Origin of the sequence: Streptomyces sp. NPDC001744, assembly GCF_042892575.1 — a bacterium.
Taxonomy (GTDB): Bacteria; Actinomycetota; Actinomycetes; order Streptomycetales; family Streptomycetaceae; genus Streptomyces.
The window spans coordinates 1-26,185 of the sequence record NZ_JBIAUG010000034.1; the positions used below are offsets into that span (position 1 = coordinate 1).

At 72.7% G+C, this 26,185-nt stretch carries 23 protein-coding genes; 10 read left to right on the forward strand and 13 right to left on the reverse strand.

The window, feature by feature from the left end; all coding sequences use genetic code 11:
• Nucleotides 1-154 precede the first annotated feature (154 nt).
• Nucleotides 155-499: a MerR family transcriptional regulator gene (locus tag ACFYZY_RS28510; RefSeq protein WP_388699785.1), complete on the forward strand. Its 345-nt coding sequence runs from the start codon at nt 155-157 to the stop codon at nt 497-499.
• 235 nt (nt 500-734) lie between these two features.
• A complete protein-coding gene (locus ACFYZY_RS28515) occupies nt 735-938 on the forward strand; it encodes a cold-shock protein (RefSeq protein WP_388699788.1) in 204 nt (67 codons plus the stop codon).
• Between the two features lie 85 nt (nt 939-1,023).
• Here the strand turns inward: ACFYZY_RS28515 and ACFYZY_RS28520 are convergent, their stop codons facing one another.
• The 3 genes from ACFYZY_RS28520 to ACFYZY_RS28530 form a co-directional block, all read right to left on the reverse strand.
• Nucleotides 1,024-4,119, reverse strand: coding sequence for a glycoside hydrolase family 3 N-terminal domain-containing protein (locus ACFYZY_RS28520; RefSeq protein ID WP_388699790.1), 3,096 nt, complete (start codon nt 4,117-4,119; stop codon nt 1,024-1,026).
• A 498-nt stretch (nt 4,120-4,617) separates the two neighbouring features.
• The gene (locus ACFYZY_RS28525) at nt 4,618-5,622 is read right to left on the reverse strand and encodes a MerR family transcriptional regulator (protein WP_388699792.1); all 1,005 of its coding nucleotides are present in this window, start codon (nt 5,620-5,622) and stop codon (nt 4,618-4,620) included.
• Nucleotides 5,623-5,628: 6 nt separating this feature from the next.
• Nucleotides 5,629-6,297, reverse strand: a complete 669-nt coding sequence (locus ACFYZY_RS28530; protein ID WP_388699795.1) for a HEAT repeat domain-containing protein — start codon at nt 6,295-6,297, stop codon at nt 5,629-5,631.
• 300 nt (nt 6,298-6,597) lie between these two features.
• On the opposite strand from ACFYZY_RS28530, the gene ACFYZY_RS28535 reads away from it, so the two are divergent.
• Nucleotides 6,598-7,266, forward strand: a complete 669-nt coding sequence (locus tag ACFYZY_RS28535; RefSeq protein WP_388699798.1) for a methyltransferase domain-containing protein — start codon at nt 6,598-6,600, stop codon at nt 7,264-7,266.
• 49 nt (nt 7,267-7,315) lie between these two features.
• On the opposite strand, the gene ACFYZY_RS28540 is transcribed toward ACFYZY_RS28535, so the two are convergent.
• Nucleotides 7,316-7,690, reverse strand: coding sequence for a winged helix-turn-helix transcriptional regulator (locus tag ACFYZY_RS28540; protein WP_388699801.1), 375 nt, complete (start codon nt 7,688-7,690; stop codon nt 7,316-7,318).
• Between the two features lie 81 nt (nt 7,691-7,771).
• Between ACFYZY_RS28540 and ACFYZY_RS28545 the strand changes: the two genes are divergently transcribed.
• Nucleotides 7,772-8,182 (forward strand): RidA family protein, encoded by a 411-nt coding sequence (locus ACFYZY_RS28545; RefSeq protein ID WP_388699803.1) that lies wholly within the window; start codon nt 7,772-7,774, stop codon nt 8,180-8,182.
• 327 nt (nt 8,183-8,509) lie between these two features.
• A complete protein-coding gene (locus ACFYZY_RS28550) occupies nt 8,510-9,043 on the forward strand; it encodes a DoxX family membrane protein (protein ID WP_388699805.1) in 534 nt (177 codons plus the stop codon).
• A gap of 345 nt (nt 9,044-9,388) precedes the next feature.
• Here the strand turns inward: ACFYZY_RS28550 and ACFYZY_RS28555 are convergent, their stop codons facing one another.
• From ACFYZY_RS28555 to ACFYZY_RS28565, 3 genes are all read right to left on the reverse strand, one after another.
• The gene (locus ACFYZY_RS28555; protein WP_190156292.1) at nt 9,389-9,667 is read right to left on the reverse strand and encodes a GlsB/YeaQ/YmgE family stress response membrane protein; all 279 of its coding nucleotides are present in this window, start codon (nt 9,665-9,667) and stop codon (nt 9,389-9,391) included.
• Between the two features lie 223 nt (nt 9,668-9,890).
• The gene (locus tag ACFYZY_RS28560; protein ID WP_388699807.1) at nt 9,891-10,514 is read right to left on the reverse strand and encodes a GPP34 family phosphoprotein; all 624 of its coding nucleotides are present in this window, start codon (nt 10,512-10,514) and stop codon (nt 9,891-9,893) included.
• A 400-nt stretch (nt 10,515-10,914) separates the two neighbouring features.
• A complete protein-coding gene (locus ACFYZY_RS28565; protein ID WP_388699810.1) occupies nt 10,915-11,445 on the reverse strand; it encodes an ATP-binding protein in 531 nt (176 codons plus the stop codon).
• Nucleotides 11,446-11,633: 188 nt separating this feature from the next.
• Here ACFYZY_RS28565 and ACFYZY_RS28570 point away from each other — a divergent pair, with 188 nt between their 5' ends.
• Nucleotides 11,634-12,659, forward strand: a complete 1,026-nt coding sequence (locus tag ACFYZY_RS28570) for a LacI family DNA-binding transcriptional regulator (RefSeq protein ID WP_388699812.1) — start codon at nt 11,634-11,636, stop codon at nt 12,657-12,659.
• Between the two features lie 77 nt (nt 12,660-12,736).
• On the opposite strand, the gene ACFYZY_RS28575 is transcribed toward ACFYZY_RS28570, so the two are convergent.
• The 3 genes from ACFYZY_RS28575 to ACFYZY_RS28585 all read right to left on the reverse strand — a co-directional run bounded on the left by ACFYZY_RS28575 (nt 12,737) and on the right by ACFYZY_RS28585 (nt 16,002).
• Nucleotides 12,737-13,609, reverse strand: a complete 873-nt coding sequence (locus tag ACFYZY_RS28575) for a carbohydrate ABC transporter permease (RefSeq protein ID WP_388699813.1) — start codon at nt 13,607-13,609, stop codon at nt 12,737-12,739.
• Nucleotides 13,606-14,598, reverse strand: a complete 993-nt coding sequence (locus tag ACFYZY_RS28580; protein WP_388699815.1) for a carbohydrate ABC transporter permease — start codon at nt 14,596-14,598, stop codon at nt 13,606-13,608. The genes ACFYZY_RS28575 and ACFYZY_RS28580 overlap by 4 nt, the downstream gene beginning before the upstream one ends.
• Before the next feature lie 81 nt (nt 14,599-14,679).
• Nucleotides 14,680-16,002 carry an ABC transporter substrate-binding protein gene (locus tag ACFYZY_RS28585; RefSeq protein ID WP_388699817.1) on the reverse strand — a complete coding sequence of 441 codons (1,323 nt, stop codon included), beginning with the start codon at nt 16,000-16,002 and terminating at the stop codon, nt 14,680-14,682.
• Nucleotides 16,003-16,281: 279 nt separating this feature from the next.
• On the opposite strand from ACFYZY_RS28585, the gene ACFYZY_RS28590 reads away from it, so the two are divergent.
• Together ACFYZY_RS28590 and ACFYZY_RS28595 are read left to right on the forward strand one after the other, a co-directional pair.
• Nucleotides 16,282-18,693 carry a glycoside hydrolase family 2 protein gene (locus ACFYZY_RS28590; protein WP_388699820.1) on the forward strand — a complete coding sequence of 804 codons (2,412 nt, stop codon included), beginning with the start codon at nt 16,282-16,284 and terminating at the stop codon, nt 18,691-18,693.
• On the forward strand, nt 18,690-19,736 hold the full coding sequence (locus ACFYZY_RS28595; RefSeq protein ID WP_388699822.1) for a LacI family DNA-binding transcriptional regulator: 1,047 nt from the start codon (nt 18,690-18,692) through the stop codon (nt 19,734-19,736). The genes ACFYZY_RS28590 and ACFYZY_RS28595 overlap by 4 nt, the downstream gene beginning before the upstream one ends.
• A 172-nt stretch (nt 19,737-19,908) precedes the next feature.
• Here ACFYZY_RS28595 and ACFYZY_RS28600 read toward each other — a convergent pair whose 3' ends face one another.
• From ACFYZY_RS28600 to ACFYZY_RS28610, 3 genes are all read right to left on the reverse strand, one after another.
• A complete protein-coding gene (locus tag ACFYZY_RS28600; RefSeq protein WP_388699824.1) occupies nt 19,909-21,234 on the reverse strand; it encodes a cellulase family glycosylhydrolase in 1,326 nt (441 codons plus the stop codon).
• 349 nt (nt 21,235-21,583) lie between these two features.
• Nucleotides 21,584-22,768 (reverse strand): mannose-6-phosphate isomerase, class I, encoded by a 1,185-nt coding sequence (gene manA, locus ACFYZY_RS28605; RefSeq protein WP_388699826.1) that lies wholly within the window; start codon nt 22,766-22,768, stop codon nt 21,584-21,586.
• A 144-nt stretch (nt 22,769-22,912) separates the two neighbouring features.
• Nucleotides 22,913-23,890 (reverse strand): ROK family protein, encoded by a 978-nt coding sequence (locus ACFYZY_RS28610; protein ID WP_388699828.1) that lies wholly within the window; start codon nt 23,888-23,890, stop codon nt 22,913-22,915.
• Between the two features lie 248 nt (nt 23,891-24,138).
• Here ACFYZY_RS28610 and ACFYZY_RS28615 point away from each other — a divergent pair, with 248 nt between their 5' ends.
• Together ACFYZY_RS28615 and ACFYZY_RS28620 are read left to right on the forward strand one after the other, a co-directional pair.
• Nucleotides 24,139-25,227 (forward strand): hypothetical protein, encoded by a 1,089-nt coding sequence (locus tag ACFYZY_RS28615; protein WP_388699831.1) that lies wholly within the window; start codon nt 24,139-24,141, stop codon nt 25,225-25,227.
• Nucleotides 25,228-25,253: 26 nt separating this feature from the next.
• Complete coding sequence (locus ACFYZY_RS28620) at nt 25,254-26,117, forward strand: DUF3592 domain-containing protein (RefSeq protein WP_388699832.1); 864 nt, start codon at nt 25,254-25,256, stop codon at nt 26,115-26,117.
• Nucleotides 26,118-26,185: the final 68 nt, after the last annotated feature.

The following is a 26,185-nucleotide window of genomic DNA, read 5'->3' on the forward strand; positions in this document are numbered from 1 at the left end:
GCTCTGGGGGGGGGGGGGGGGGGGCGGCCTTTGGGGGGGGGGGGGGGGGGGCGGGGGGGGGGGGCCGGGCCCCCGCCCCCCCCGACGTGCCCCCGCCCCGCACCCCCGGCACAACCCCGAAGAAGCCCCGGAAAAGTCCCGGAAGAAGAGGTCTATGCCCCCTCGCGGTACCCGTCCCGTCGACATACTCGACGACAACGACTATCCGGCCTACACGATGGGCCGGGCCGCCGACATGCTCGGCACCACCCCCGCCTTCCTGCGCGCCCTCGGCGAACACCGCCTGATCACTCCGCTGCGCTCCGAGGGCGGCCACCGCCGCTACTCCCGCTACCAGCTGCGCATCGCCGCCCGCGCCCGCGAACTCGTCGACCAGGGCACCCCCATCGAAGCCGCCTGCCGCATCGTCATCCTGGAGGACCAGCTGGAGGAAGCCCAGCGCATCAACGCCGAGTACCGCCGTGCCGCCGAACCGGTGAATCCGCCGCCCGCCGGCTGAGAACAGGGCCGTGACAGAGGGGCTCCGCACGCACCGCCGGAGAACGCGTGGCCGTTTCCTGTGGTCACGGAGTGTGTGGACGTGTAGCGTTCCCGTCAGCTGTCGTGGTTCGGAAGTTCCCTCTGCCCATGCCTCCGGTGTGGGTGTTTTGCTGTGCTGTGCCGCAGGGACCAGGGCGATCACCTCCGTTTTCCGCATGGTGCGGAAAGCGTTCATCGACTGGAAGGCATGTGACATGGCTACGGGAACTGTGAAGTGGTTCAACGCGGAAAAGGGCTTCGGCTTCATCGCCCAGGACGGTGGCGGCCCGGACGTCTTCGCGCACTACTCGGCGATCAACTCCTCCGGCTTCCGTGAGCTCCAGGAGGGCCAGAGCGTGACGTTCGACGTCACCCAGGGCCAGAAGGGCCCGCAGGCGGAGAACATCAGCGTCGCCTGAACCTCCTCGTGAGGATCCCGACGGCCCCGGCCCCCTCAGGGGCCGGGGCCGTCGGCCGGTCCGGCGCGTTCCTCCCCCGAACGGCTCAGGCCGCCCGGTACGCCGCCGTCAGCCGTGCGACCGCGCCCGCCAGGTCTCCCGACAACAGCAGCCGGTCCGCCTCCGCGAACGGCTTGGCCGTCGCCGGGGTGATGTTCGGGCCGATCCTCTTCTGGACGACGTCCCTCGCCCGGGACAGCAGCTCCCGGCCCTCGGGCGACGTCCCGCGCCCGGCCGCCTGGAGCGCCCCGGCCGCGAGGCCGATCGTCCTGAGCACCAGCTCGCCCCCGGTCCGCGAGACCGGGACCGGCCGGGTCGTCAGCCCCCAGCCGAACGGGAACTGCGGGTCGTACGAGGCGTCACCGACGTTGATCGGGAGCTGCGCCTCCGACTTCGGCCAGGTGACCGGGAGCTGGCCGGTGAACGGCCGCGTCCCGTACAGCACGTCCGCCACGCCGTCGCCCTCGGTGCCGGGCAGCCAGGACGCCACCAGGGCGTCGATCGCCCCGAGCCGGTCCCCGATCAGCTGCGGCCGTCCGGAGACGACCAGGACCGCGCACGGCATCGCCGCGCAGACCTTGTCCACCGCCGCCTTGTCCGCCGCCGTCAGCTCCAGGTCGTGGCCGTTGCCCACGTCACCGACGCCCTCGGCGTACGGCGTCTCGCCGACCACCACCACCCCGACGTCGTACCCCCCGGTCGGGGCCGAGGCGTCCTTCGAGTAGTCGATCGTCGTGTCCGGAGCCGCCCTGCGCATGCCTTCGAGCACGGTGGTGCCGGTCGTGTTCCGGCCGGACGCCCCCTGCCAGCTGATGGTCCAGCCACCGGCCTGGTTGCCCAGGTCGTCGGCGTTGGAGCCGGCGACGTACACCTTCTGCGTCCTCTTCAGCGGCAGTACGCCGCCGTCGTTCTTCAGCAGCACCTGCGACTTGGCGACCGCCTCCCGCGCCACGGCGCGGTGCGCGGCCGAGCCGACCGAACCGAGGTGGGTGGTGTCGGCGTACGGCTTCTCGAACAGGCCGAGCCGGAACTTCTGGGTCAGGATGCGCGCGACCGCGTCGTCCACGCGCGCCCGGGAGACCCGTCCGGCCGTGACCTCCTCCGCCAGGATCCGCGTGAAGTCCTGATAGTTGGTCGGCACCATGATCATGTCGAGCCCGGCGTTGACCGAGGTCCGCACGTCGCTCGCGTAGTCGCCCGGGATCTGGTCGATCGCCTGCCAGTCGCTGATCACGAACCCCTCGAAGCCCATGCGGCCCTTGAGGACGCCGTTGATCATCTCGGCGTTGGCGTGCATCTTCACCGGGCCCTTGCCGTCACCGATGACGTCGAGCGAGGAGTACGAGGGCATGACCGTGCCCGCCCCGCGCCTCACCGCCTCGGCGAACGGAGCCAGGTGCACCGCCTCCAGCTCCTGCCGGGTCACCTCGGTGACGCCCTGGTCGATCGTGTACGAACCGGTCGTGGACGACCCGAACCTCGTACCGCCGTCGCCCACGAAGTGCTTGGCGCTGGTGAGCACCTTGTCGTTGCGGTCCAGGTCCGCGCCGCTGCTCGCGCCCTGCATGCCGTCGATGACCGTCTCCATGGCCTTCACCAGGGCCGGGTCCTCGCCGAACGCCTCGTACGAACGGCCCCAGCGCTCGTCCCGGGTGACGCACAGGCAGGGGGCGAAGTCCCACGGGACGCCGGTGGCCCGGACCTCCTTGGCGGTCACGGCCCCGGTCCGCTCCGCGACCTCCGGGTCGCGTCCGGCGCCGATGCCGATGTTGTGCGGCATGATCGTCGCGCCGATGACGTTGTTGTGCCCGTGCACCGCGTCCACGCCGTAGAGCAGCGGGATCTGGAAACGGGTGGCCCGTGCCCGGAGCTGGTAGGCGTCGACCATCTTCGCCCACGCCCCGGGCGTGTTGGGCGTCGGTACCGAACCGCCGCCGGAGAGCAGCGAGCCCAGCCGGTAGGAGGCGATGTCGCCCTGCGACCGCAGCGCGTTGCGCTCGGCCTGCGTCATCTGCCCGACCTTCTCCTCCAGCGTCATCCGGCCGAGCAGGTCCGCGACCCGCTTCCTCACCGGCAGCCGCTCGTCCAGGTACGGGAGGCCGTGTGCGTCCACGACGACCTGCGGGGTCTCGGCGGGCGCCTTGGCGCCGGTCACCTCAAGAGTGAGCGGAATCGTTTCCGCCTCCTCGGCCGAACCGTCCTTCCCCGTCGTCACGGTGACGGTGCGCGAGGTGCCGGACGGGGTGCCGGCCGGGAAGGTGAGGACGCCGCCGACCGGGGCGTAGTCCTCGCCGGGCTCGGCGGTCCCCTTCCCGGTGGCGTACGCGACGGTGACGGGCTCGCCCGTGGGGCCCGAGCCGGTGGTGGCCACCGTCACCTTCACCCGCGCGCTGCCGCCCTCGGCCACCGGGTACACGGCGGCGTCGGTGATCACCTTGGTGTGCAGCGCGGGCTCCGCCCTGCCGTACAGCTCCATGCCGTCGAGGGCGAACCTGCCGGGGGAGCCGGGCGGCAGGGTCAGCGCGTACCCCCACATCTCGTTCAGGCCGAGGACCTGGTCGATGCCGCCGACGGGCTGGTAGTCGGACCGGTACCGGAATTCGGAGAACGGGATCTCGACGAGGTGCCAGCCCTCCCAGTCGTCGGTGAAGGACGTGGTCCACAGCTCGGACGCCTCGCCGTTGGCGCCGCCGTCCTTGAGCTCGAAGTCGATCCGCCGGCCCGAACCGGGCGGCAGGGGAGCGGTGTTCTGGCCGTACCACCAGAAGCGGACGCCCTTGAACGCGGTCCAGTCGTGGGCCGGCCGGTCGAAGGCGAAGTCATGGGTGAACCCGCCCCAGCCGCTGATGTCGTACGTGCCCTCCAGGACCCGGCCGCCCTCGGGGGCGTCGGCGCGCTCGGCGATCCGCAGCACCGGGTGGTCGTCGGCGTCGCTGCCCCAGGTGAAGATCCCCTCCGCCGGAGGGGTGGCGAAGGGGACTTCCCCCTCGAAACGGTCGACGGCCACCGGTACCGGCTCGTCGGCGGCGGCCGCGCTCGGCAGGGCTCCGGCGAGCAGCCCGCCGAGCACGGCGGTGGCGGCGACCACCGCCGCCACGGCTCTCCCGCGGCGTCGGGCGGTTCGGTGTTCTGCGGAGGGCATGGCGGCTCCTTCTGCCTGCTGTCGCGCGAGGGGGATCGGGGGAACGGGATGGCACGGGTGGTGCGCAGGGCGTACACCGGGACGGCCGTCCCGGCCGGACGCGCCACCCCACGAACGAACACTTCGTGAACACGGGCAGCGGCCCTGGAATCCGTTCCGGACCCGACGCCCGACCCCGTCCGGGACGGCTCGGCCGTTCCCGTTCCCCCGCGGTGACGACGAGCGCGGCGCACCACGGGGAGCTTCCGGGGAGAGGGGCGGAACAACGTTGTCGGGACTGCTTCCGGCGCGGTGCGGTGAGTCAACCGCCAGCCCGGCATGTCGTCAAGAGTTCACACCGACAACGGCCAAAACACGTACTGCTCCTGATGTGTAGTCACCTCGCCGCCCTCCTTGCGTTCACCCTCTGAAGGAAGGCGTACGGTTGTGTCGCGCACCGGCTCCGAGCCCGCTCACGTTCCGGTCGGCCCCGTGCAGCCCGGTTCGGCTTCCTCCGCGTCACCGCTCGCCGCGCAGGGCCAGGACGTACGCCGCGGTGAGCGCCACGGCACGGTCCTCGTCCCGGGACAGCTCCACGAGGGCGCGCGACGCCCGTGCCCCCGGGACGTCCGCGAGCGCCTGGGTCAGCCGCCGGCGCGCGGACGCCCCGAGGGGCCGGCGGGCGAGGCGGTCGAGGAGTCCGGTGACGATCCGGTCCGCCGTCGCGGGATCGTCCGCCGCCGCGCCCAGCGCGTCGGCCGCCTCGACGTCGTTCCTCCCCTCGACGACCATGTCGAGGAGCGTCGGGACCGCGTCGGCCGCGTCCCGCTCCGCGAGCGCCAGGGCCGCGTACCCGCGCACCACGGCGTCGGAGTGGGCGAGGGCGTCCCGGAGCGGCCCGGTCGCCCCGGCGCCCGGAAGCTCGGCGAGGGACCGGACGGCACGCTCCCGCACCTCGGCCGAGGGGGAGCGGAGCCCCTCCGCCAGGAGCGCCGGGCCGTCCCCGCCGGACCGCGCCAGCGCCCAGCGGAGGGCCCCGGCGACGTTCGGGTCCGGCTCGCTCAGCACGGCCTCGACCAGCGCTTCCACCGGTACGGGAACCTCCTCGCTCGCCACCAGGGCCGCACGCTGCCGTGTCCCCGCGTCCTCGGACCCGAGCGACCGGAGGAGCGCGACGGTCCGCAGGACGTCCTCCCAGCCGGCGGGTTCCGCCGCGCCGATCCGGCGGAGCCGCGTGAGCAGCTCCGTCTCCGCCGCGATGCGCTCCCGCGTCCGGCGGACGAGGTCGTCGACGAGTTCCGAGGGCGCGAAGCCGGGATCGTCGAGCGCCCGCCCGACGTCCCGCAGCGACAGCCCCAGCGACCGCAGGCTCTCGATGTGGAAGACGCGCCGGATGTCCTCGTCGGAGTACTCCCGGTAGCCGGAGCCGGTACGGCCCGTCGGCCTCACCAGGCCGAGCGATTCGTAGTGCCGGAGCATGCGGGCGCTCACCCCGGACCGCCGCGCGACCTCGCCGATCAGCACGGCCCGTCACCCCTCCCGGTCGGCGCCGCCGAGGGCCACGACGCGCTTCGCCTCCTCGACCGCGTACGCGAACCTGGCCTCCGGGTCCCGCCACAGCCGTTCCGTGGCGATCGCGTGGCCGCGTACGCGGGGATCGGGGTCCGTGGCCGCGTCGTCCAGTACCGGCGACGCCGCGGCCCCGAGGGCGATGAGCGCCCGGCTGAGGCTCAGCCGCGTCTCGTACCCGCCGCGCCCGAGCTGCGACGCCAACATTACGGCCAACTCGCGCTCCCCGCCCTCGGGTACGAGGACGACCGCCGCCCGCCAGGCGCTCCGGGCCACCTCGTCGTCGGCGTCGGACAGCAGGGCCGGTGTGATCACCGCCCACGCCCGCCGGTCCCCGATCTTGGACAGCGTGTGCAGCGCCTGGCTCCGCGCCCGCGCGCCCCCCGAGCGGACCTCGCCGAGGAGCGCCGGGACCGTCACCGACGCCGCGTGGCGCGTGAGCGCCCACGTCAGCATCTCGCGCACGTGGAAGTCGGGTTCGACCGCGCACCGCTCGACGAGTTCGCCGACGGACCCCGGGTCCGGGTCCGTGCCGGCCGCCAGCGCCGCCCGCAACCGGACCGACGCGTCGGCGCTCTCCGCTCCCCGGGGCGCGCGCGTCGTGTGCGCGTCCTCTTCCGCCATGGTCATCGGGACCACCTCCTCGGTCGCAGTGAAGACCTTGTCACCGTGTCAAGGTCAAGCGCGGCCGGACCGGTCGCCGGCGGACCGGCCCCCGCGCCGCACGGGAACGGAAGGAGTCCGGTCCGTCCGCGACCGGGGGCACCGCGACCGGGCGACGGCCGTGCCGCGCCCGGTGCTCCCCCTCCCGCGTCCGGCGCTTCCCCTTCCGCACGGGGCGCGGGGCAGGGGCTTCCGCCGTACTACCGGACTACCGGCCCCGGAACCCCCGTACTACCGACGCCGGAACCGCCGCCCTATCGTTGGCCGGTGAACACACACCGCATCGACCGCCCGGCCGACCTCGACACGGTCCGTGATTCCTACGACCGGGTGGCCGACAACTACGTCCACATGGTGCTGTCGACGGGAGTGGGGGACATCCGCCGCCATCCGTGGCTCAAGGCGTCGATCGACGCCTTCGCCGACACCGTGGACGGGCTCGGCCCCGTCCTCGACGTCGGCTGCGGGCCCGGGACGGTGACCGCCTATCTCGCCGAACGCGGACTCGACGTGTCCGGGGTCGACCTCTCTCCCCGCATGATCGAGAACGCGCGCCGTCTCCATCCGGAATGCCGTTTCGACGTCGGCTCCGCCACCGACCTGGACCTCGGCGAGGCGTCCCTCGGGGGCGTGCTCGGGTGGTGGTCGCTGTTCAACCTCCCCCGCGAGGTCCTTCCCCAGGTGCTCGCCCGGTTCGCGCGGGCACTGAAGCCGGGCGGCCACTTCATCACCGCGACGCACGTCGGCGACGAGGACCTGGTGCGCACCGAGGCGTACGGGGGCGTACCCGTCCGCTGGACGACGCACAAATGGAGGCCGGAACAGCTCGTGGACCTGATCGAGCGGGCCGGACTGCGCCCGGTCGCCGAACTCCGGCTCCCGGCGGACGAGCAGACCGGGCCGGGCGTGGTCGTCATGGCCGAACGTCCCGCCTGAGGGCGGCGGGGACCCGGCCCGCACGGCACGCGGAGACGGGCACGGCACCTCACCTCGCGTCGAACGCCTCCCGGGCCTGTTCGATCCGGGGCATGTACGTCCGTGCCCACTCCAGGAGGACGTCCACGGGCGGCCGCATGGTCTTCCCCAGGGGAGTGATCCGGTACTCCACCGCGACGGGCCTGTCGTTCACGACCTCGCGCTCGACGATGCCGTTGCGTTCCAGCCTGCGCAGGGTGGCGGTCAGCGACTTCTGCGTGACCGCGGGGATCGCGCGGCGCAGGTCGTTGAACCGGCGCGGCCCTTCGCACAGTTCGCCGAGCACGCTCAACGACCACTTGTCCAGCACTTGATCGAGCAGTTCGCGGTGCGGTGCCGAGAGGGTCGGTTCGCCGTCGTGGGCCGTGGAGGAGGTGTCGTCCATGAAACCTGGTCTCGTTGAAGTTTCCTGCGTACGCCAGGTATCAAAGGTATACCAACACGCGTCACCAGCAGGGAGACCACGATGCCCGTTCGCCGTTTCACCCCCGAGGGCCTTCCGCAGCCCACGCCCTATCACCACGTCGCCGTCGGCACCGGCACCACGCACGTCCACGTCAGCGGCCAGACCTCCAGCCTCGCCGACGGGACGTCCGTCGCGGCGGGAGACCTCTCCGGGCAGGTCGCGCAGGCCCTGCGGAACACCGCGCGCGGTCTCGCCGGGGCCGGTGCCACGTTCGACGACGTACTGCGACTGACGTTCTACGTCACCGAGTGGGCGCCGGAGAAGACGGACGCCTTCATGGCGGGGGCCGAAAGCGTCGCGGACGAGATCGGCCTGCCGCGGCCCTTCCCGCCGTCGTCGCTCATCGGTGTGGAACGCCTCTTCGCGCCCGGCGTCCTCGTCGAGGTCGAGGCCACGGCCCTCGTCGACTGACCGCTCGCACGGAGGTGGAGGGGGCGGGGGTGCGGAGGGGGAGGGCCGGGCGGCTCTCCCCGTCCGGCTCCTTCGTCCGGCTCCTTCGTTCGGCCCACCCGGCCGGACCGGCCCGGACGAGCGGGCCCGGACGGTGGGCCCGGCCCTCGTGGAGCCCCCGGTCCGCGCAGCGTCCGGGCGGACCGGCCACCGGTGATCGTCCGGGTCCGGTCGTCCGCCGGTCGGCGGTGGCCCGGGTTCCGCCGTCTGCCGAATGGCGGCGGTCCGGCGGGGCACCCGATGATTTCCGTAGGCGCCACATCTTTGATCGTTCCTGGAGGCAGGGTCATGAGTCTTCTCCGTATCGCCGGCCGTCCGATGCTCGCCTCGATGTTCATCGCCGGTGGCATGAACTCCCTGCGCCGTCCCCAGGACGTCGCCCCGGCGGCCGAAGCCGTCGTCCGGCCCCTGAAGGACTGCGTCGCCGGGCTGCCCGGCCGCACCGAGCACCTCGTCCGGCTCAACGGCGCCGTGCAGGTGGCGGGCGGCGTGCTGCTCGGGCTCGGCCGCCATCCCCGGCTGTGCGCGCTGGCCCTCGCCGCGACGCTGGTCCCCACCACGCTGGCGGGGCACCGCTTCTGGGAGGCGGAGGACGCCTCCGACCGGGCGCAGCAGCGCATCCACTTCCTCAAGAACGTGTCCATGCTGGGCGGTCTGCTGATCGCCGCCGACGACACCGGCAGCGCCCCCTCGCTGCTGTGGCGCGGCCGCCACGCCGCGCAGGGCGTGCGGCACGACGCCCGCGTGATGCGCAGGGCGGCCCGCGTCGCGGCGCGTCCCGCCAAGGCAGCCGGTGGCGTCCGGGCCAAGTTGGGCGTCTGACCGCCGGAGCGCCGGTACGGAACGGGCGCGGCGGCGAAGGACCCGTCCCGTTCCGTACGGGACCGCGCACCTGCCGGCCGCCCCGCTCGTCGTCTTCGTCGTCCTCGTCGCGGCGCGGGGTGCCGTCCCCGGCCGTGCGCGGGTGCGGCGTCTTCCGATCGCCCGAACGGACGCTTGCCCGAACGGGCGAACCGCGCGAACTCGGCGGCGCGCGATCCGGTACGTCGTGGCCCGGACGCCCCCTGTATTCATCGTCGGGCCTGCTCGTCCACACGGGTGCGCCCGGTGGCTTCCGTCCTGTGGGGAGGGGAGCCGCCGGGCGTGCTGGTGTGTGGGGGTGGGGGGTTATGCGTGGCGGTGGGTGTGTCGGTTGCCGGTGATCAGGCGGTAGAGGGCGAGGAGGATGACGGAGCCGACGATGGCGGCGATCCAGGTGGAGATCTCGAAGAAGCCGTCGACGGAGTCGACACCGAAGATCACCTTGCCGAGCCAGCCGCCCAGGAGGCCGCCGGCGATGCCGATGAGCATGGTGATGATGATGCCGCCGGGGTCCTTGCCCGGCATCAGGGCCTTGGCGATGGCGCCGGCGATCAGGCCGATGAGGATCCACGCGATGATGCCCATGACGGTTCTCCCTTTTGTCACATAAAGACCGTGTCAGTTCATCGTCTGCACCGAACCCGCCCGCCTAAACGCCCCCCACCCCGACGAAAACCCAACCCCACCACCCAGGGTGAGAACGGCACCGCCCGTGGTCACGGTCCCGTCGCCCGCCAGAGGGCCGGACCCGCGCTCCCGGCATGCCGACGCTCCTCCGCCGCCTCCGCCCCTGACGTCGGGGCCCGGTTCACGGTCCGCGCCAGACGTTGGCGAAGGCCGCGCTCTCGATGGTCCGCCTCTGGCGTACGGCCTCCAGCTCCATCACCGCGTCGTGGACGGCGGCCACCACGACCGTCACCGCATCGTCGCCGGGGTCGGGCTCGCCCCCGTCCCGTTCGTCGCCGTCGCCGTCGCCGTCACCGACGCCCACGGCCGAGGCGAGGGAGACCAGGACGGGCTCTCCCTCCTCCCAGCGGTCGGCCGCCCGGCGGCGGGCGGGCGTGTCGACCGGTTCCACGCGCTCCGGACCGAAGGACAGCAGGCCCCCGTGCTTCCGTTCCAGCTCGCCGTCCTCCTCCAGCGCGGTCTGGTACGCGGCCGAGAGGTCCCGGCCCCGTCGCCAGAGCCAGTCCTCGATCCGCTCGCGGGGCGGTCGCGAGGTGAGCAGTGCCAGGGCCTCGGCGAGGAGCCGGTCGTCCGGCGCCGGCGAACCGCCCGGCACGATCCGGTCGTCCTCCACGGTCACGGCTCCCGCGCCGACGAGGTCGACCAACTCGGCCCCCGCGAGCGCGAGCGACAGGTCGCCCTGGCCCACGGCGCGCTCCGGCCCCCGGTCCATGGCGGTGATGAACAGGTCTTTCGCCGTGGTCATGAACGGCTCCCCTCGGAGGCATCGGCGGTGGCCCGGTTTCCCGGGCCGCGTCCGGCCCCACCGCCGGGACCACGCCCGAAGCCCGCCCGGCGGCGGGGCGGTTGTCACGACCAGTATCGCCGGATGCCGTCCGTCACCGCAGGGTGTTCCCGTCGAGAGCGCTGCCCCGGACCGGGGCACCACGTCGCGCACCGGGACGGGGTCCCGTTCCCTCGGGACTCCGCGAGGCGCGTCTCCGTACGGCGCAAGCCCGCCCCGCTCCCGTACCGCCCGGTCGACGGGGTCTCGTCCGGCCTTCGAGCCCTCCTCGGACGTGGTTTTCTCTGCCGGTTCGGCCCGCCATGACCCACGCGGCACGCTGAACCGCCGGAGAAGACGGGGCCGAGGCGGAGACCCGCGATCACTTTCCGGCTTTCACGGCCTCCGCGATCCGCAGGGCGGCCTGGTCGGGCGTGAGACGCGTGGTGTCGACGACCTCGGCCTCGTCGTGCAGCCACGTACGAGCCGCCTCCGCGTAGGGCTCGAGGTGGGCGAGACGGAACGGTGAGTCGGGGCCGGTGACGGTGTCGCCCGCGATGCGCGCGCGAAGGGTCTCCCGGTCGGCATGGAGGACGAAGTGCCGTACCGGAATCGCGTGCCGGGCGAGACCGGAGCCGATCTCGCGCCAGTACCGCTCGATCAGGACGGTCATGGGAATCACCAGGATGCCGCCGGTGTAGTCGAGTACGCGGCGGGCGGTCTCGACCACGAGCGGCCGCCACGGCGGCCAGTGCTGGAAGTTGTCCGTCGCGGGCAGCCCGGGCGAGATGTCCATGAGCGTCTCGCCGACCTTCTCGGCGTCGAAGACCCGTGAGTCCGGGATCAGCCGCTGCACCAGCGCGCCGGTCGTCGTCTTGCCCACGCCATGGGTTCCGTTGAGCCATATGATCATGGCCCGACGTCAGCGCCCCACAGGTCACGGGTGATCCCGGTCGGAACGGGCCCTTCCCGACCGGGCGTGCCGCCCCGCCGGTGACGACAAGTCCGTGCCGGGGTGCCGGTGGCCTCCGCGGGTCGGCGGTAAGGTCTGGACACCGAGGGTTCAGCACAGGACAGGGGTGGCGTGTGAGGCGGCCGACCATGGCGGACATCGCACGTCGCGCCGGTGTGTCCAAGGTGGCCGTGTCGTACGCGCTGAACGACCAGCCCGGTGTCTCGGACGCGACCCGCGCCCTGATCAAGGGCATCGCGGCCGAGCTGGGATGGCGCCCCAGCAGCGCGGCCCGGGCGCTCACCGGAGGGCGGGCGCGGGCGGTGGGCCTCGCCGTGCGCCGCCCGGCCCGGACCCTCGGCGTGGAGCCGTTCTTCATGGAGTTCATCAGCGGTGTGGAGAGCGTCCTGTCCGAGCAGTCCTGCGCGTTGATGCTGCAGATGGTGGCCACGCAGGACGCCGAGATCGAGGTGTACCACCGCTGGTGGGGCGAACGGCGGGTCGACGGCGTGTTCCTGATGGACCTCCGGGCCGACGACGACGCCCGGATCCGGGCGGTCGGGTCCATCGGGCTGCCCGCGGTGGCCATCGGGCCCCCCGGCAGCTCCGGGGCCCTGCCCGCCGTCTGGTCGGACGACGGCGAGAGCATGCGTGAGATCGTGCGCTACCTCACCGCCCTCGGGCACCGGCGCATCGCCCGGGTCGCCGGGTCCGCGGAGCTGGCGCACACGGCGGTGCGCGACGCGGCCCTGCGCGAGGCGTGCCGGGAGGCCGGCGTCCCCGAGGCGGTGGTGGTCCACACCGATTACACGGGGGACGAGGGGGCGCGGGCGGCCCGCGCGCTGCTCATCGCGCCGCGGCGGCCGACGGCGATCGTCTTCGACAACGACATCATGGCCGTGGCGGCCCTCTCCGTCGCCCAGGAGCTGAACCTCTCCATTCCGGCCGATCTGTCGATCGTGGCGTGGGACGAGTCCCCGTTGACCCAGGTCGTCCGGCCCATGCTGTCGGCCGTCACGAGGGACATCGGGGCGTACGGGGCGCGGTCCGCGACCGCTCTCCTGTCCCTGGTCGACGGCGGGGAGGTGGGGGACATTCGTGAGGGGTACGCGCGGTTCGTGCCCCGGGGCAGCACCTGCCCGCCCTCCGCGCGGACGTCCGGCGCCACGGACTGACGGGCCCGTCTCCCGGGGACGGCGCGGGGCCGGACCGCACTCCCGTGCGGTCCGGCCCCGCCCTCTCGTCTCCCGGGTTACTTCGTGGCTCCCTGGGAGAAACCGTTGTAGATCCAGCGCTGCAGCAGCAGGAAGATGATCAGCGTCGGCAGGATCACCAGGATCGCGCCGGCCGAGATGGCCTCCCAGTGGGCGCCGAAGGGGCCCTTGAAGCGGAAGAGCGCGGTGGACATCGTGTCGAGGTCCTCGGAGTGCATGTAGAGGAAGGGAATGTAGAAGTCGTTGTAGGTGGTGATGCCCTTGATGATGACGACGGTGGCGATCGCCGGTTTCAGCAGCGGGAAAATGATCTTCCGGTAGATCGTGAAGGTGTGGGCGCCGTCGAGCCGGGCGGCTTCGTCCAGGGAGACGGGGATGCCCCTGATGAACTGCAGGAAGATGTAGACGGAGACGATGTCCGTCCCCATGTACAACAGGATCGGTGCCCACCGGGTGTTGACCAGGTCGAAGCCGCTGACGACCTGGAAGGTCGCGACCTGGGTGGTGACGCCGGGGACCAGGGTGGCGACGAGGAAGAGCGCCATCACGAGTTTCTTGGCCCGGAAGTCGAAACGGTCCACCGCGTAGGCGGTCATCGAGCCGATGATCACGGTGCCGCCGATGGAGAAGAACAGGATGAACGCGGTGTTCCCGAAGGCCATGAGCAGGTGGCCGTCGGTGAACGCGGTGACGTAGTTGTCGAAGTTCAGCCAGTTCCCGGGCAGGGACAGCGCACCACCGTCGCCGACCTCCTCCGACGTCTTGAGCGACGTGAGGAGGACGACGGCCAGCGGCAGCAGGACCACCGCCGCGGCGGCGATCAGGGACAGGTAGGTCAGCACGGTCCCGGCGGAGAGACGGCGTCCGGAGGCGCGGGCGGGCGCCGGGGTCGCGGTGAGGTCGGGGGTCATACGAGGTCCACCTTGTCGTCGGGCACGAGCCGGCGCTGGATCCAGGTGATCAGCAGGATGATCAGGAGCAGCACCACGGCCGCGGCCGAGGCCAGGCCGGTCTTGTTGAACTGGAACGCGAGCTTGATCGTCTGGATGACGAAGGTCTGGGTGCCGGTCGCGCCGCCGGTCATGATGTACGGGATCTCGAAGACCGAGAGGGACCCGGAGATCGCCAGGATGACGCTGAGGCTGATGACGGGCTTGATGCCCGGCGCGATGATGTGCCGGAACCGCTGCCACCGGCCGGCGCCGTCCAGCTCGGCCGCTTCGTACAGTTCCCCGGGGATGGACTGGATGGCTCCGAGGAAGAGCACGAAGTTCAGTCCGGTGAAGCGCCAGACGGACACGCCCGCGAGGGAGATGTTGGCGGAGACGGGGTCCCCGAGCCACGGGTGGTCGGTGGTCACGCCGAACCAGGACAGCACCGAGTCGAGCGTGCCGCCGTCCTGGAAGAAGTACAGGAACACGAAGCCGATCGCGACGCCGTTGACGAGATAGGGGAAGAAGAGAATCCCCTTGAAGAGGTTCCGGAACTTCAGGTTGAAGCTGAGGATCACCGCGAAGTAGAGCGCGACGGCGATCTGGACCACGGAGGCGGCCAGGTAGTAGCCGCTGACGAAGAAGACCCGGAAGAGCTCGGGGCGGGTGAAGATCCGTATGTAGTTGTCGAGACCGACGGTCTCCCGGTCCGGGCTCACCCCGTCCCAGTCCGTGAAGCTGTACGCGATCATGCTCGCCACCGGGACGTAGGTGAACGTGATCAGCAGCGCGAGCGGTCCCGCCAGGAAGAGCCAGGGAGTGATCCGCCGGAGGGGCGAGTTCCGCCAGGAACGGGGCCGTCCGGCAGCGGGCGCGGGCCGGCCCCGGCTTCCCCTGTCTGTCTTGTCCGTGATGGACCGCCCTGTCACGACGGCGTCCTCCGGTGCGGTGTCGATTGTCTCGGTCATGTCGGCCTTTCGTGTCCGCGACTGCGGAAGGTCCAGGAGCCCCGGCCGGTGTCGTGCGGCCGGGGCCCGCTCCGCCGGTCGTCAGTCGCCGACGGTCTTCGCCGCCTCGTCCCACCTCTTGTTCAGGCCGGCGAAGAAGTCCTCGAGTCCGCCCTTCTCCACCCCGCGTGCGGTGTCGACCAGCTTCTGGCGGTAGTCCTGCTTGTTCAGGCCGATCTCCGCCGCCTCGTCGATGTCGTTGACCGCGGCCGTCCTGGCCTCCGAGCGGTCGAAGAAGGTGACATCGTTGTCAACGAATTCCTTGAGCGTGGCGGGCATGGGAGAGGACTTCAGCGCGGAGACGACGCCCTCCTTCTCCGCGAAGCCCGACTTCTCGGTGAACCAGTCGATCCAGGCGCGCGCCGCCGGCTTGTTCTCGGAGTGGGCGCTGACGGCCTGCTGGTAGTCCGAGACCAGGGCCGCGCAGAACTTCCCGTTCTTCTGGGAGGGGAACGGCATGAAGCCGATGTCCGCCGGATCGGCGCCGGCGTCCTTCGCCGCACCCCGCATCTGGGTGATCGCCCAGGAACCCAGCATCATGGAGCCGATCTTCCCCTCGGCGAGCAGCGCCTTGGAGACCTCCCAGTTGGTGGTCGTCGGGTCCTTCTCCGACAGGCCCTGCGCGACGATGTCGTGGAGCAGGGTGTCGACGGTGTTCAGCTCGCTGCCGGCCTTCCAGGGGGAGGCCGCTCCCGCCAGGGCGTTGCTCGCCTGGGCGTCGCAGCCGACACCGCCCAGGTTGCCGGTCCACTGGGTCAGCGGCCAGCCGTCCTTGAAGTTCGTGTAGTACGGGACGGCGCCCGTCTTCTCCTTGACCGCCTTCAGGCCCGCGAGGAACTCCCGTGGGGTCTTCGGCCAGGAGGTGACCCCCGCCTTCCTCCACAGCGCCTTGTTGTAGACGAAGCCGTTGGCGGTGCCGAACTGGGCGATGCCGTAGACCCTGCCGTCCACCTCGGTCTTGTCGCTGAAGCGGTACTTCGCCATCTCGGCGCTCGTGCCGAGGGGGGCGAAGAACTTCGGGTAGTCGTTCTTGGCCACCGCGCCGGGGATGAGGAGCACGTCGCCGTACGCCTTGGCGTTCATGCGGATCTTCACCTCGCCCTCGTAGTCGGTGATGCCGTCGAAGGTCACCTTGACCCTGGGGTAGATCTTGTTGAACTCCGCGGCGTACTTCTTCAGGACACCGTTCTTGACGAGGTCGGTCCGCTGCGTGAGGACCTCGATCTCACCCGAGACCTCCTTCGGGTCGGACGGGGCGGCGGCCGTCTCGCCCGTGACGGCGCCCCCTCCTCCACCGCATCCGGCCACGGTCAGCATCGCGGCGGTCAGCAGCGCGCCCGTGAGCGCCATCGGCTTCTTCCCCATTGCCCAACTCCTTCAGGGTTACGGCTCAGGTCCTACTGGTGGGATGTCGGCACTATGCCAGCAGGAAGTGAACCGGTAAAGTGCTGATTTCCCGCGCGATGCCCAATCGTTACCGCCGCCACTCGAAAGTTACGGCACAGGGTCGTCACGCCCCCTTCGGGCGACAGTCACGCAAGTGACCTGACGCCCCATCGGTTCATGGACAGTCACGCAAGGGCGCGGCCGACCCGGCGCCCCGCACCCCACCCGCCCACTGCCAGGCGATTGGAGCCCCACATCATGAAGGACGTCACCCAGCTGCACGAGGGCTGGAAACTGCGCCACGAGGACGCACTGCTTCCGGCCACCGTCCCCGGCTGCGTCCACACCGACCTGCTGGCGTCCGGCGCGCTGGCCGACCCCTTCATCGGTCACCACGAGACCGAGGTCGCGTGGGTGGGCCGGCGGGCGTGGTCGTACGTCACGGAGCTGACCCACGACAGCGGTCACGAGCGCACCGATCTGGTCTTCGAGGGCCTGGACACCGCCGCCGAGGTGTTCCTCGCGGGCGACTCCCTCGGCACCACGCGCAACATGCACCGCGTCCACCGCTTCGACGTCACGGGGCGCACCGGCCCGCTGGAGGTCCGCTTCGCCTCCGCGTACGAGGAGGCCGACCGCGTCCGCGCGCTGACGGGCGAGCGGCCGAACGTCTATCCCGAACCCTTCCAGTACATCCGCAAGATGGCCTGCTCCTTCGGCTGGGACTGGGGCCCCACCGTCGTCACCGCCGGCATGTGGCGACCGGTCCGCCTGGAGCACTGGTCGACCGCCCGCCTCGCCGAGGTCCGACCCCTGGTCACCGTCGACGGGCCGGCCGGCCGCGTCGAACTGCGGATCCGTCTCGACCGCACGGCGAGCGGCGCGGACCGCCCCCTGACCGTCAGGGCGTCGGTGGACGGAGGCGGAACCACCGTGGACGCCGAGACCGCGTGCGGGGGGGACGAGGCCGTTCTCCTCCTGGAGGTGCCCGACCCCGAGCTGTGGTGGCCCCGGGGCCACGGTGAGCAGCCGCTCTACACGCTCGGCGTGACCCTGCTGGACGCCGGGGGGGCCACGCTCGACACCTGGACGCGGCGCATCGGCTTCCGCACCGTGGAGATCGACCGCTCCGCCGACGAACACGGCACCGGCTTCACCTTCGTCGTCAACGGCGTGCGGATCTTCGCGCGCGGCGTCAACTGGATACCGGACGACGTGCTGCCCTCGCGGATCACACCGGAGCGCTACCGGACCCGGCTCGCCCAGGCCGCCGGGGCCCACATCGACCTGGTCCGCGTCTGGGGCGGCGGCATCTACGAGGACGACGCCTTCTACGACGCCTGCGACGAACTGGGGCTGATGGTCTGGCAGGACTTCCTCTTCGCCTGCGCCGCCTACCCGGAGGAGCAGCCCCTGCGCGGCGAGGTCGAGGCGGAAGCCAGGGACAACGTTGTCCGCCTCATGTCGCACGCCAGCCTCGTCCTGTGGAACGGCAACAACGAGAACCTCTGGGGCTTCCGCGACTGGGACTGGGAGGCGCCGCTGGCCGGCGACTCCTGGGGCGAGGGCTACTACCTCGGCGTCCTGCCGAGGGTCGTCGCCGAACTGGACCCGACCCGTCCGTACACGGCGGGCAGCCCCTGGTCCGGATCCTGGGACCACCACCCCAACGACCCGGCCCACGGCACCCACCACTCCTGGGAGGTGTGGAACCGCCAGGACTACGCCGCGTACCGGGCGGACGTCCCCCGCTTCTGCGCCGAGTTCGGCTGGCAGGCCCCGCCCGCCCTCGCCACCCTCCATCGCGCGCTGCCCGGGGAGGAGCTCGCCCCGGACTCTCCCGGCATGCTCCACCACCAGAAGGCCGAGGACGGGAACGGCAAGCTGAACCGGGGCATCGCACGCCACTTCGCCCTGCCGGAGGAGGACTTCGACCGCTGGCACTACCTCGCCCAGGTCGTCCAGGCACGGGCCGTGGCCGCGGGCATCGAGCACTGGCGCTCCCACTGGCCACGGTGCGCCGGCACCGTGGTGTGGCAGCTCAACGACTGCTGGCCGGTCAGCTCCTGGGCCGCGATCGACGGCGACGGCCGGTTCAAGCCGCTCTACCACGAGCTGCGCCGGGTCTACGCGGACCGGCTGCTCAGCCTCGTCCCCGCCGGGGAGGGGCCGGTGCTCGCCCTGGACAACCAGTCCGCCTCCGTCTGGCGCACGACGGTCCTCCTGCGCCGCCTGGACGTGGACGGCGGCGTCCTGCGCGAGGCGTCCTTCGAGCTGGAGGCGGCTCCCCGGACGGTGGTCAGGCTGGTGGTCCCCGCCTCGCTCCTTCCCGGTCCCGGCTCGGCGAAGGAGTTCCTCGTCGCCGACGCCGACGGCCGCCGGGCGGTCCACTTCCCCGTACCCGACAAGGAGTTCGCCTACCCGGCGCCCGCGTACGACGTACGGCTCGAACCCCGTGCCGGGGGCGACGCCGTCGACGTGGTGGTCACGGCGCGGAGCCTGGTGCGCGACCTGCTGCTCCAGCCCGACCGGCTGGCGCCCGCGGCCCGCGCCGACCGGGGGCTGATCACCCTGCTGCCCGGGGACGAGGCGCGCATCGCCGTCACGGGCTGGGCCGGTGACGACGTGGCGGCCGTCCGCCGCGCCCTGTTCAGCGTGGGAGCGGCGTGAGTTCCCCGGCCCCCCGCGTCTCCCGCCCGCGTGTCACGATCAATGACGTGGCCGCGCGGGCGGGGGTCTCCAAGGGGGCCGTCTCCATGGCGTTCAACAACAGGCCCGGGGTCTCCCCGTCGACCCGGGAGCGCATCTTCGGGGCCGCCGAGGAGCTCGGCTGGACCCCCCATCAGACCGCGCGCAACCTCTCCGGCCGGCGGGCGGGCATCGTGGGGCTCGCGCTCTGCCGGCCGGCCCGGCTGCTCGGACTGGAACCGTTCTACATGGAGTTCATCTCCGGCATCGAGGACGTCCTGGCCGGGCGTTCCTGTTCCCTGCTGCTCCGTCTGGTCCGCGACCTGGAGGAGGAGACGGAGCTGTACGAGGGGTGGTGGCGCAGCCGGACCGTCGGCGGGGCGATCCTGGTGGACTTCCACCGGGACGACCCCCGCGTCCCGCCCCTGCGGGCCCTCGGCATGCCCGTGGTCGCCGTCGGGCACCCTTCTCTGACCGGCGGATTCCCCTCGGTCTGGACCGACGACGCCTCCGCCGCCGGCGAGGCGGTGCGGTACCTCGCCGCGCTCGGCCACCGGCGCATCGCCCGCGTCGGCGGTCCGTCCGGCCTCGGGCACAGCGGCATCCGCGCGGCGGCGTTCGAGGCCACCATGGCGGAGCTGGGTCTGGACGGACGCCGTCAGGTGTCCACGGGGTTCGCGGGGGAGGAGGGGGCACGGGCGACCCGCGGCCTCCTGATGTCCCCCGACCGTCCGACGGCGATCGTGTACGACAACGACATCATGGCCGTCGCCGGCGCCGCGGTGGCGGCCGAGATGGGACTCGTGGTGCCGGACGACGTCTCCCTGCTCGCCTGGGACGACTCCCAGCTGTGCCGGCTCACCCACCCGCCCCTGTCGGCCATGAGCCACGACGTCCACCGGTTCGGCGAGGAGGTGGCCCGGACCCTGTTCGGAGTCATCGAGGGCACCCGCGAGGGAGCCGTCCAGGTCCCGACGCCGTCCCTGACGCCGCGGGGCTCCACGGGTCCGCCCCGGTGCCGGTAGCCGGGTCGTCACGGGGACGGCCCGGTCCGCGACGCCGACGAGGGCCGTGCCCCGGGGAGGCACGGCCCTCGTAGAGGCCCGGTGGGGGAGAGGACGAGGAGCGGCTCCCCGGCCGGGAGCGTGACCGGGAAGCCGCTCCTCCGCGCACCCGGCGCGGCGGGTGCGGCCCCGGTCACTCCTTGGCGCAGGCGACCCCGTCGAGGCTGAAGGCGGTGGGCACGGCGCCGGGGCCCGTGGCGTTGAGGCCGAAGCTCACGGCTCCTCCGGCGGGGACGACCTCGGTCCAGGGTCGGCCGGTGGCACGGACCTGCCGGCCGTCCTGGGTGACGACGGCGTTCCAGGAGGAGTTCACGGTGTTGCCGTCCGGGAGGGCGAATTCGAGCTTCCAGCCCTTGAGGGGCAGCGCGCCGGTGTTGCGGACGGTGACGTCGGCGTTGAAGCCGGTGCCCCAGCTGTGGAGGCGGTAGGCGACGGAGCAGCCGTTCCCATGGCCGCCGTCTCCGTAGACACCGGCCTCGCGCGAGGTCGGGCGGATGCCGTCCGGGCCGTTGAACAGCCGCTCGCCCCAGGCGGTGAGCCGGGAGGCGTCGAAACCCTCGGCGAGGTCGAGGTACTCGACGCCGCCGCCGTTGCCGCTCCAGGACCAGCCCAGGTAGCCGAGGCCCAGCCGGCGCGCGGTGGCCATGACGGCGTCCTCGTCGGGGTCGCCGTCCGAGTGGTCGTGTCCGAACTCCCCCACGACGACGGGCAGCCCGCGGTCGACGAAGCTGCCGAGGTACTCCTCGACCTCGGCGGCGGTGTCGTACACGCCGTACATGTGGACGGAGAAGACGGTGTTGCGGTCGGGGTCGGAGGCGAAGACGGCGGGCGCGTTGTCGCGCATGGTGTGCGACCAGTCCTGGCCCCAGTTGGGCGCGTCGACCATCAGGGTGTGGTCGAGACCGGCGGCGCGCAGCCGGCCGATGGCGTTCTTGGTGTCCTGCGTCCAGGCGGCGTAACCGCTGTTGCCGTACGGCTCGTTGCCGAGGTTGACGATGACGTACTTCTCCTGGCCCTTGAGGGCGCTCGCCACCTCCAGCCAGTAGTCGACGGCCTCGGAGAGGGAGGCCGCGCCGCCCTGCTCGCCGTAACCGGTGGTGTCGTGCGCCTCCAGGACGCAGATCAGCCGGTTGGCCTTGCACCGGGCCACGACGTCCGCGACGTCCGCCGCGTCGTTCTTCGTCCACCGGGTGCCGGTGCCGAGGACCACGCGGACCGAGTTGGCCCCGAGCGCCTTGACGTCGGACAGGGCACGCTCCGTGCGGTCGGCGTACCAGGTGTGCGCGTGGTTGACCCCGCGGAGGACGAAGTCCTGGCCGGTGGCGTCGACGAGCCTTCCGTCCACGACGCGGAAACCCGGGGTGGCGGGGCCGGCGGCGTGGGCCGCGCCGGGAAGCGCCGTGATCGTGGCGGCGGCGGCGAGCAGTGCCGCCGCCTGGAAGAACGGTGTCCTGTTCATGGGGTACTCCCAACTCGGTGCCGCGCCCGTGGCCGGAAGGAGCCGGCGCGACCGTTCCTGACATGGGGTGGAGCGGCGGCCCGACGGGGCGGTGTGCCCCCGGCGGAATCCGTCGGGCGACGGGCGGACCACCGTCGGCCCCGCTGTCCGGCGCGTTGTTGCGGCTCGTGCCGGACAAGAGGGGCGGCCGTCGGCGCGGGTGGAATTCCATTGCCTCCGGTCGGTCGGCATGTATGTCACCGGCGTCTTGCGGCCGAGTTGAGGCTAGGGGGATGGAGCGATCGATAACAAGAGAGCTGACATAACCGGTTAAGTTTAGCTTTGGTTTTGTTCTCGAAAGGCGTTTCCGTCAAGGGCGGGCGGCGGTCCCGGTCGTGGCGCGATAGGCCGTTCCGGTACCGCCGAGAACGGCTTCGGTGCCCGCGGACAGGTAGACCGAGCGGCCGGGGCCGATGCGCAGCACCCCCTCGGCGCCGGAGACGGAGATCTCCCCCTCGGTGCAGAGGACGATCTGCGGGGCGTCGAGGGCGAGCGGCCGGGGCGGCTCGCCGGGGCGGGGCCGGAGCCGCGACAGCCGGAAGTCGTCGACGGGCGCCGGGTAGACCTCCTCCCCCTCCTCCTCGTGCGGGGTGAGCACGTGCGTCGGCGGCGCGGTGAAGCGGACGACCCTGACGAGTTCGTCCGCGTCGATGTGCTTGGAGGTGAGCCCGCAGCGCAGGACGTTGTCGGAACCGGCCATGATCTCCACGCCGAGCCCCGAGAGGTACGCGTGCGGAACACCGGCCCCCAGGAACAGGCCTTCTCCCGGGGCGAGTTCGACATACCGGAGCATAAGCGCGGACAGCAGGCCCGGGTCGCCCGGATGGGCGCGGGCGACCCGGGCGTAGGCGGCGATGTCGCTCCGGTACGGCCCGGCGGACGTCGTCAGCGCCTCGGTGACCGCGTCGAGCAGGCCGGCCGGCGGGCGGAGGAAGGCACGGAACACCCCGGCCAGGGCCTCCGTCCCGGGGGCGGCGCGCAGCGTCCCGGCGTACGGCCGCAGCCCCGGGACGCCGAGGGTGTCCAGCAGCTCGGCGCACTGCCCGGGGGCCCGGAACCCGCACAGCCCCCGGAACGGGGTCAGGGCGACGATCATCTCGGGCTTGTGCTGGGCGTCCCGGTAGGTGCGGTGGGGCGCGTCCAGGGGGACGCCGAGCGCGTTCTCCCGTTCGAAACCGGCCCGGGCCTGGGCGAGGTCGGGGTGCACCTGCACGGACAGCGGGGCTCCGGCGGCCAGCAGTTTGAGGAGGAAGGGCAGCCTCGGCCCGAACCGCCGCAGGACGGCCGTCCCCAGTTCGCCCTCCGGGTCCACGCCGATGACCCGGTCCAGCGGAACCAGCGCCCCGTCCTTCCGGATCCGGGACGGAGCGGCGGGATGGGCGCCCATCCACAGTTCGGCCTGGGGTTCCCCGGTGGGCGGCACGCCCATGAGGCCGGGCAGCAGGGTGGTGGAGCCCCAGTCGTAGGAACGGACGGTGTTCTGGAGGAGGTTCACTTCGTGTCCTGGGAGCGGGTGCGGAGAGGGGGGAGGTGCGGGGCGGAACGCGAGGACGCCCTTCCGCGGGTGTGCCACGGCAGGGAGGGCCGGGTGTCGGGCCGTCGGACCGGCGGCGTCACGATTCCGGGCCGTCGCCGGGCGTCAGGAGAAGGCGGGATCCGTCGCGCCGGCGCCCGCGCGGAAGGTGCCCGTCGCGTTCGCGGCGACGGCCGCCGCCCCGATCAGGCCGGCGTCGAGGGCGAGCCCGGCGGGCACCACCGGGACGTCGCGGGTGAAGTCCAGCACGGCGTACGACGTCAGGTGGCGGCGCAGCGGCGCGAAGAGCGTCTCGCCCGACTGGGCGACCCCGCCGCCGATCACCACCAGATCGAGTTCGACGAGCGCGGAGGCGGCGGCGACGGCCGCCGCCAGGGCCCGCCCGGCCCGGTCGAAGGCGGCGAGCGCCCCGGGGTCGCCCGCGCGGGCCGACAGGGCGACCTCCCGGGCGGAGGCGGGGGAGCCCTCCGGGGGAATCCAGCCGGACTCCAGGGCGTGGGTCGCGATCGCCGTGCCGCTGGCGTACCGCTCGACGCAGCCGCGCGCCCCGCACGGGCACACCGGCCCGTTCTGGTCGACGGTGATGTGGCCGATGTGGCCCGCGTTGCCCGTCCTGCCCGCGTGGACGTTCCCGCCCAGCACGAGCCCGCCCCCCACGCCGGTGGAGACGACCATGCACAGGGCGTTCGCGACCCCCTTCGCGGCTCCCGTCCAGTGCTCCGCCGCCGTCATCGCGACGGCGTCCCCGACCAGTACGGGGCGCAGGCCCGGAGGCATCGCCGGATGGCTCCGCACCCGGTCGACGAGGGGGAAGGCGCGCCAGGCGGGGATGTTCACCGGGCTCACGGTTCCCGTCGCGGTGTCCACGGGCCCCGCGCTGCCGATCCCGAAGCAGGAGAGCGCGGTCCACTCCGGGTGCGCCGCCAGGTCGTCGAGGACGGCGGACACCGCGGCCATCAGCGAGGCGGCCGGTTCCCGGGCGGGGGTGGGCCGCTGCGCCCGTGCGACCAGGCGTCCTCCGGTCTCGACGAGGGCCCCGGCGATCTTCGTGCCCCCGATGTCCAGTGCTCCGTACACCCTCACGCCCGACCTCCCAGAACGAAACGAACAGCGGAATCCCACTGTGCACGGTCTATGACAACGTTGTCTAGCCGCATGGTCCGGTTCAGTCGGCGTTCAGTGAGGAGGGACGGACGCCCCGGCACCCCCGCCCGCCGGTCCGGGATCCCGCCGGGGCCGCCGACGGCCGTACCGGCCGGGGCGGTACCGCCGTGGACACGAGGCCGTCCCGGGGCTGTCGGCCGTCGTCCGGGACGTGCACAATCATCCGCATGGTGACCACCGTGAGCGCGCCGCCCAGGCGCGACACGCCCGCGCGCCTCGCCCTCGGGTTCCTGACGGGCGGTGTCATCGGCGCGTCGCTGGCCGGCTTCGTCGCCGGCTGCGCCACCGGGAGGGCGCCGCTGATCGTCGCCAGTCTGGCCCTGCCCGCGGCCTACGGACTGGTCTTCTTCCTCGCCGGCGCGCGGCGCCGCGCCCGGGAGGCGGCCGTCGCGCCCCGCACGGCGCTCGCGGTGATCGAGAGCATGGAGGCGACCCGGGGCGAGGACAGCGACGTACCGGTGCGGTTCGTGCTGACCGTCGTGCCGGACGGGGCGCCCGCGTACCGCGTGGAGATCCGGCAGGAGGTCCACCGCTCCGAACTCCCCGACCACCGGCCGCGCGGCACCGTGGTGGTCGAGTACCCGCCCGACCGTCCGTGGCGGGTACGGATCGTGAGGCGGCCGACGCCCCGGTGGGAGGACCGGGCCGCCGCGACCGTCCTGGACCCGGTGGCCGGTCCGGTGCTGAAGAGCGAGAGCCCGGAGGGCTGCGCCGGTGGTTTCCTCACGCTCCTGGGGCTCCTGCTCGGCGCGGCCGTCGTGGTCCTGTCGCTGTCGCGCGCGGACCTGCTCGGCTCCGGCACGGACGGCGCCTCCCCCGAACCGCCCGCCCCTTCCTCCTCCTCGACGTCCACGGCGGTCGTGACCTCGGCGATCGGCACGGTCGTCCCGGGACAGGGCCGCTCGATGCTCGACCGGGGCGAACTGCGCAGGGCCGTCGACTCGCTCCTCGAAACCGGGAACCACCGCCGGGCCCTCACCGTCGTCGTCCAGGAGCGCCTGCTGACGGTCGTCTTCGCGCCCGGCGGCACCCCGGCCCCCGGATTCGACCCGCGCTCCCTGCCCTACGAGCGCCTCCCCGCCCTGGTCGAGGAGGCCGGGACCACCCCCGGTGTCGGCGCCCCGCGGACCTGGCAGATCACCGTCGACGGCGTCACCGGCGCGCTCACCCTCCGGGTCACCGTGACCGGTGACGGTGGCACGGGCTCACTGGAGACGGACGGCCGGGGGAAGGTCCTGCGGCGCACCGGCGGATGATCCGAGAACTCGTGGAAGGGGGACGCGTGGACTGGCACGACTGTCTGACGCTGTGGTGCGTGGCCTGGGGCGCGGTGGCACTCGCCGGCTACGGACGGTCGCTGGCCGGAGTGACCGGGGCCCAGCGCACGGTCCGCCTGACGGGCCGGATCGTACGGGTGCGCGAGCCCCGGCACGGCGGCTCCCGGAAGGGCGGGATAGCGGTGGTCGTCTCCTACCGCGATCCGGCCACCGGCCAGGAGGTCACCGTGACGAACGACGGCGACCGGGGCGAGCCGATCACCGTGGCGTGGACGGGCCGGGAGATCGGGGTCAGCCATCCGCGCGGCAGGCCGCACGCCTACCGCTTCTCCCGCGCCCCCGAGCGGCCGAGCCGTGGACTCGCCCTGCCGAACTTCGCCGTCTTCCTGGTCTGCGCCGGCCTGGTGGCCCTCACCGCGATCGACCGGGGCTGGCCCTGGGCGCTGATCGGTTCCGGCGGGCCGCCGGCCGTCGTCACCGCCGCCCACCTGCCCGGGACCCTACGCGCGGGCCGCCGCCGTGCCGACCGGCCGGCCGCGATGGACGCCGTCCGGGGCCGGATCGTCGCGGTGCTCAAGGACGTCGGCACCGACGCGGACGGCTACACCTCCACCACCCTCACGCCGGTGGTGTCCTTCACCACCCGCGAGGGCACGGTCGTCACGGCCCACTGCACCTCGTCGTTCCCGGACCCCGAGGACGCGTACGGCCGTGACGTGACGGTCCACCACATGCCCGCCGACCCGGCCGACTTCACCCTGGACCTCGCGGCCGAACACCGTTGGGGAAGGCTTGACGTGGCGATCCACGTCGTCGTGGTCCTCGTCCTCGCGGGGGCGGCCGCGGTGGGGGCGGCCCTCCTGCGGTGAGACCCGGCGGGGCCGCGCGCACCCGGAGCGGGCACGAAACCTCCGGACGTTCCGGCACGACGGGAACA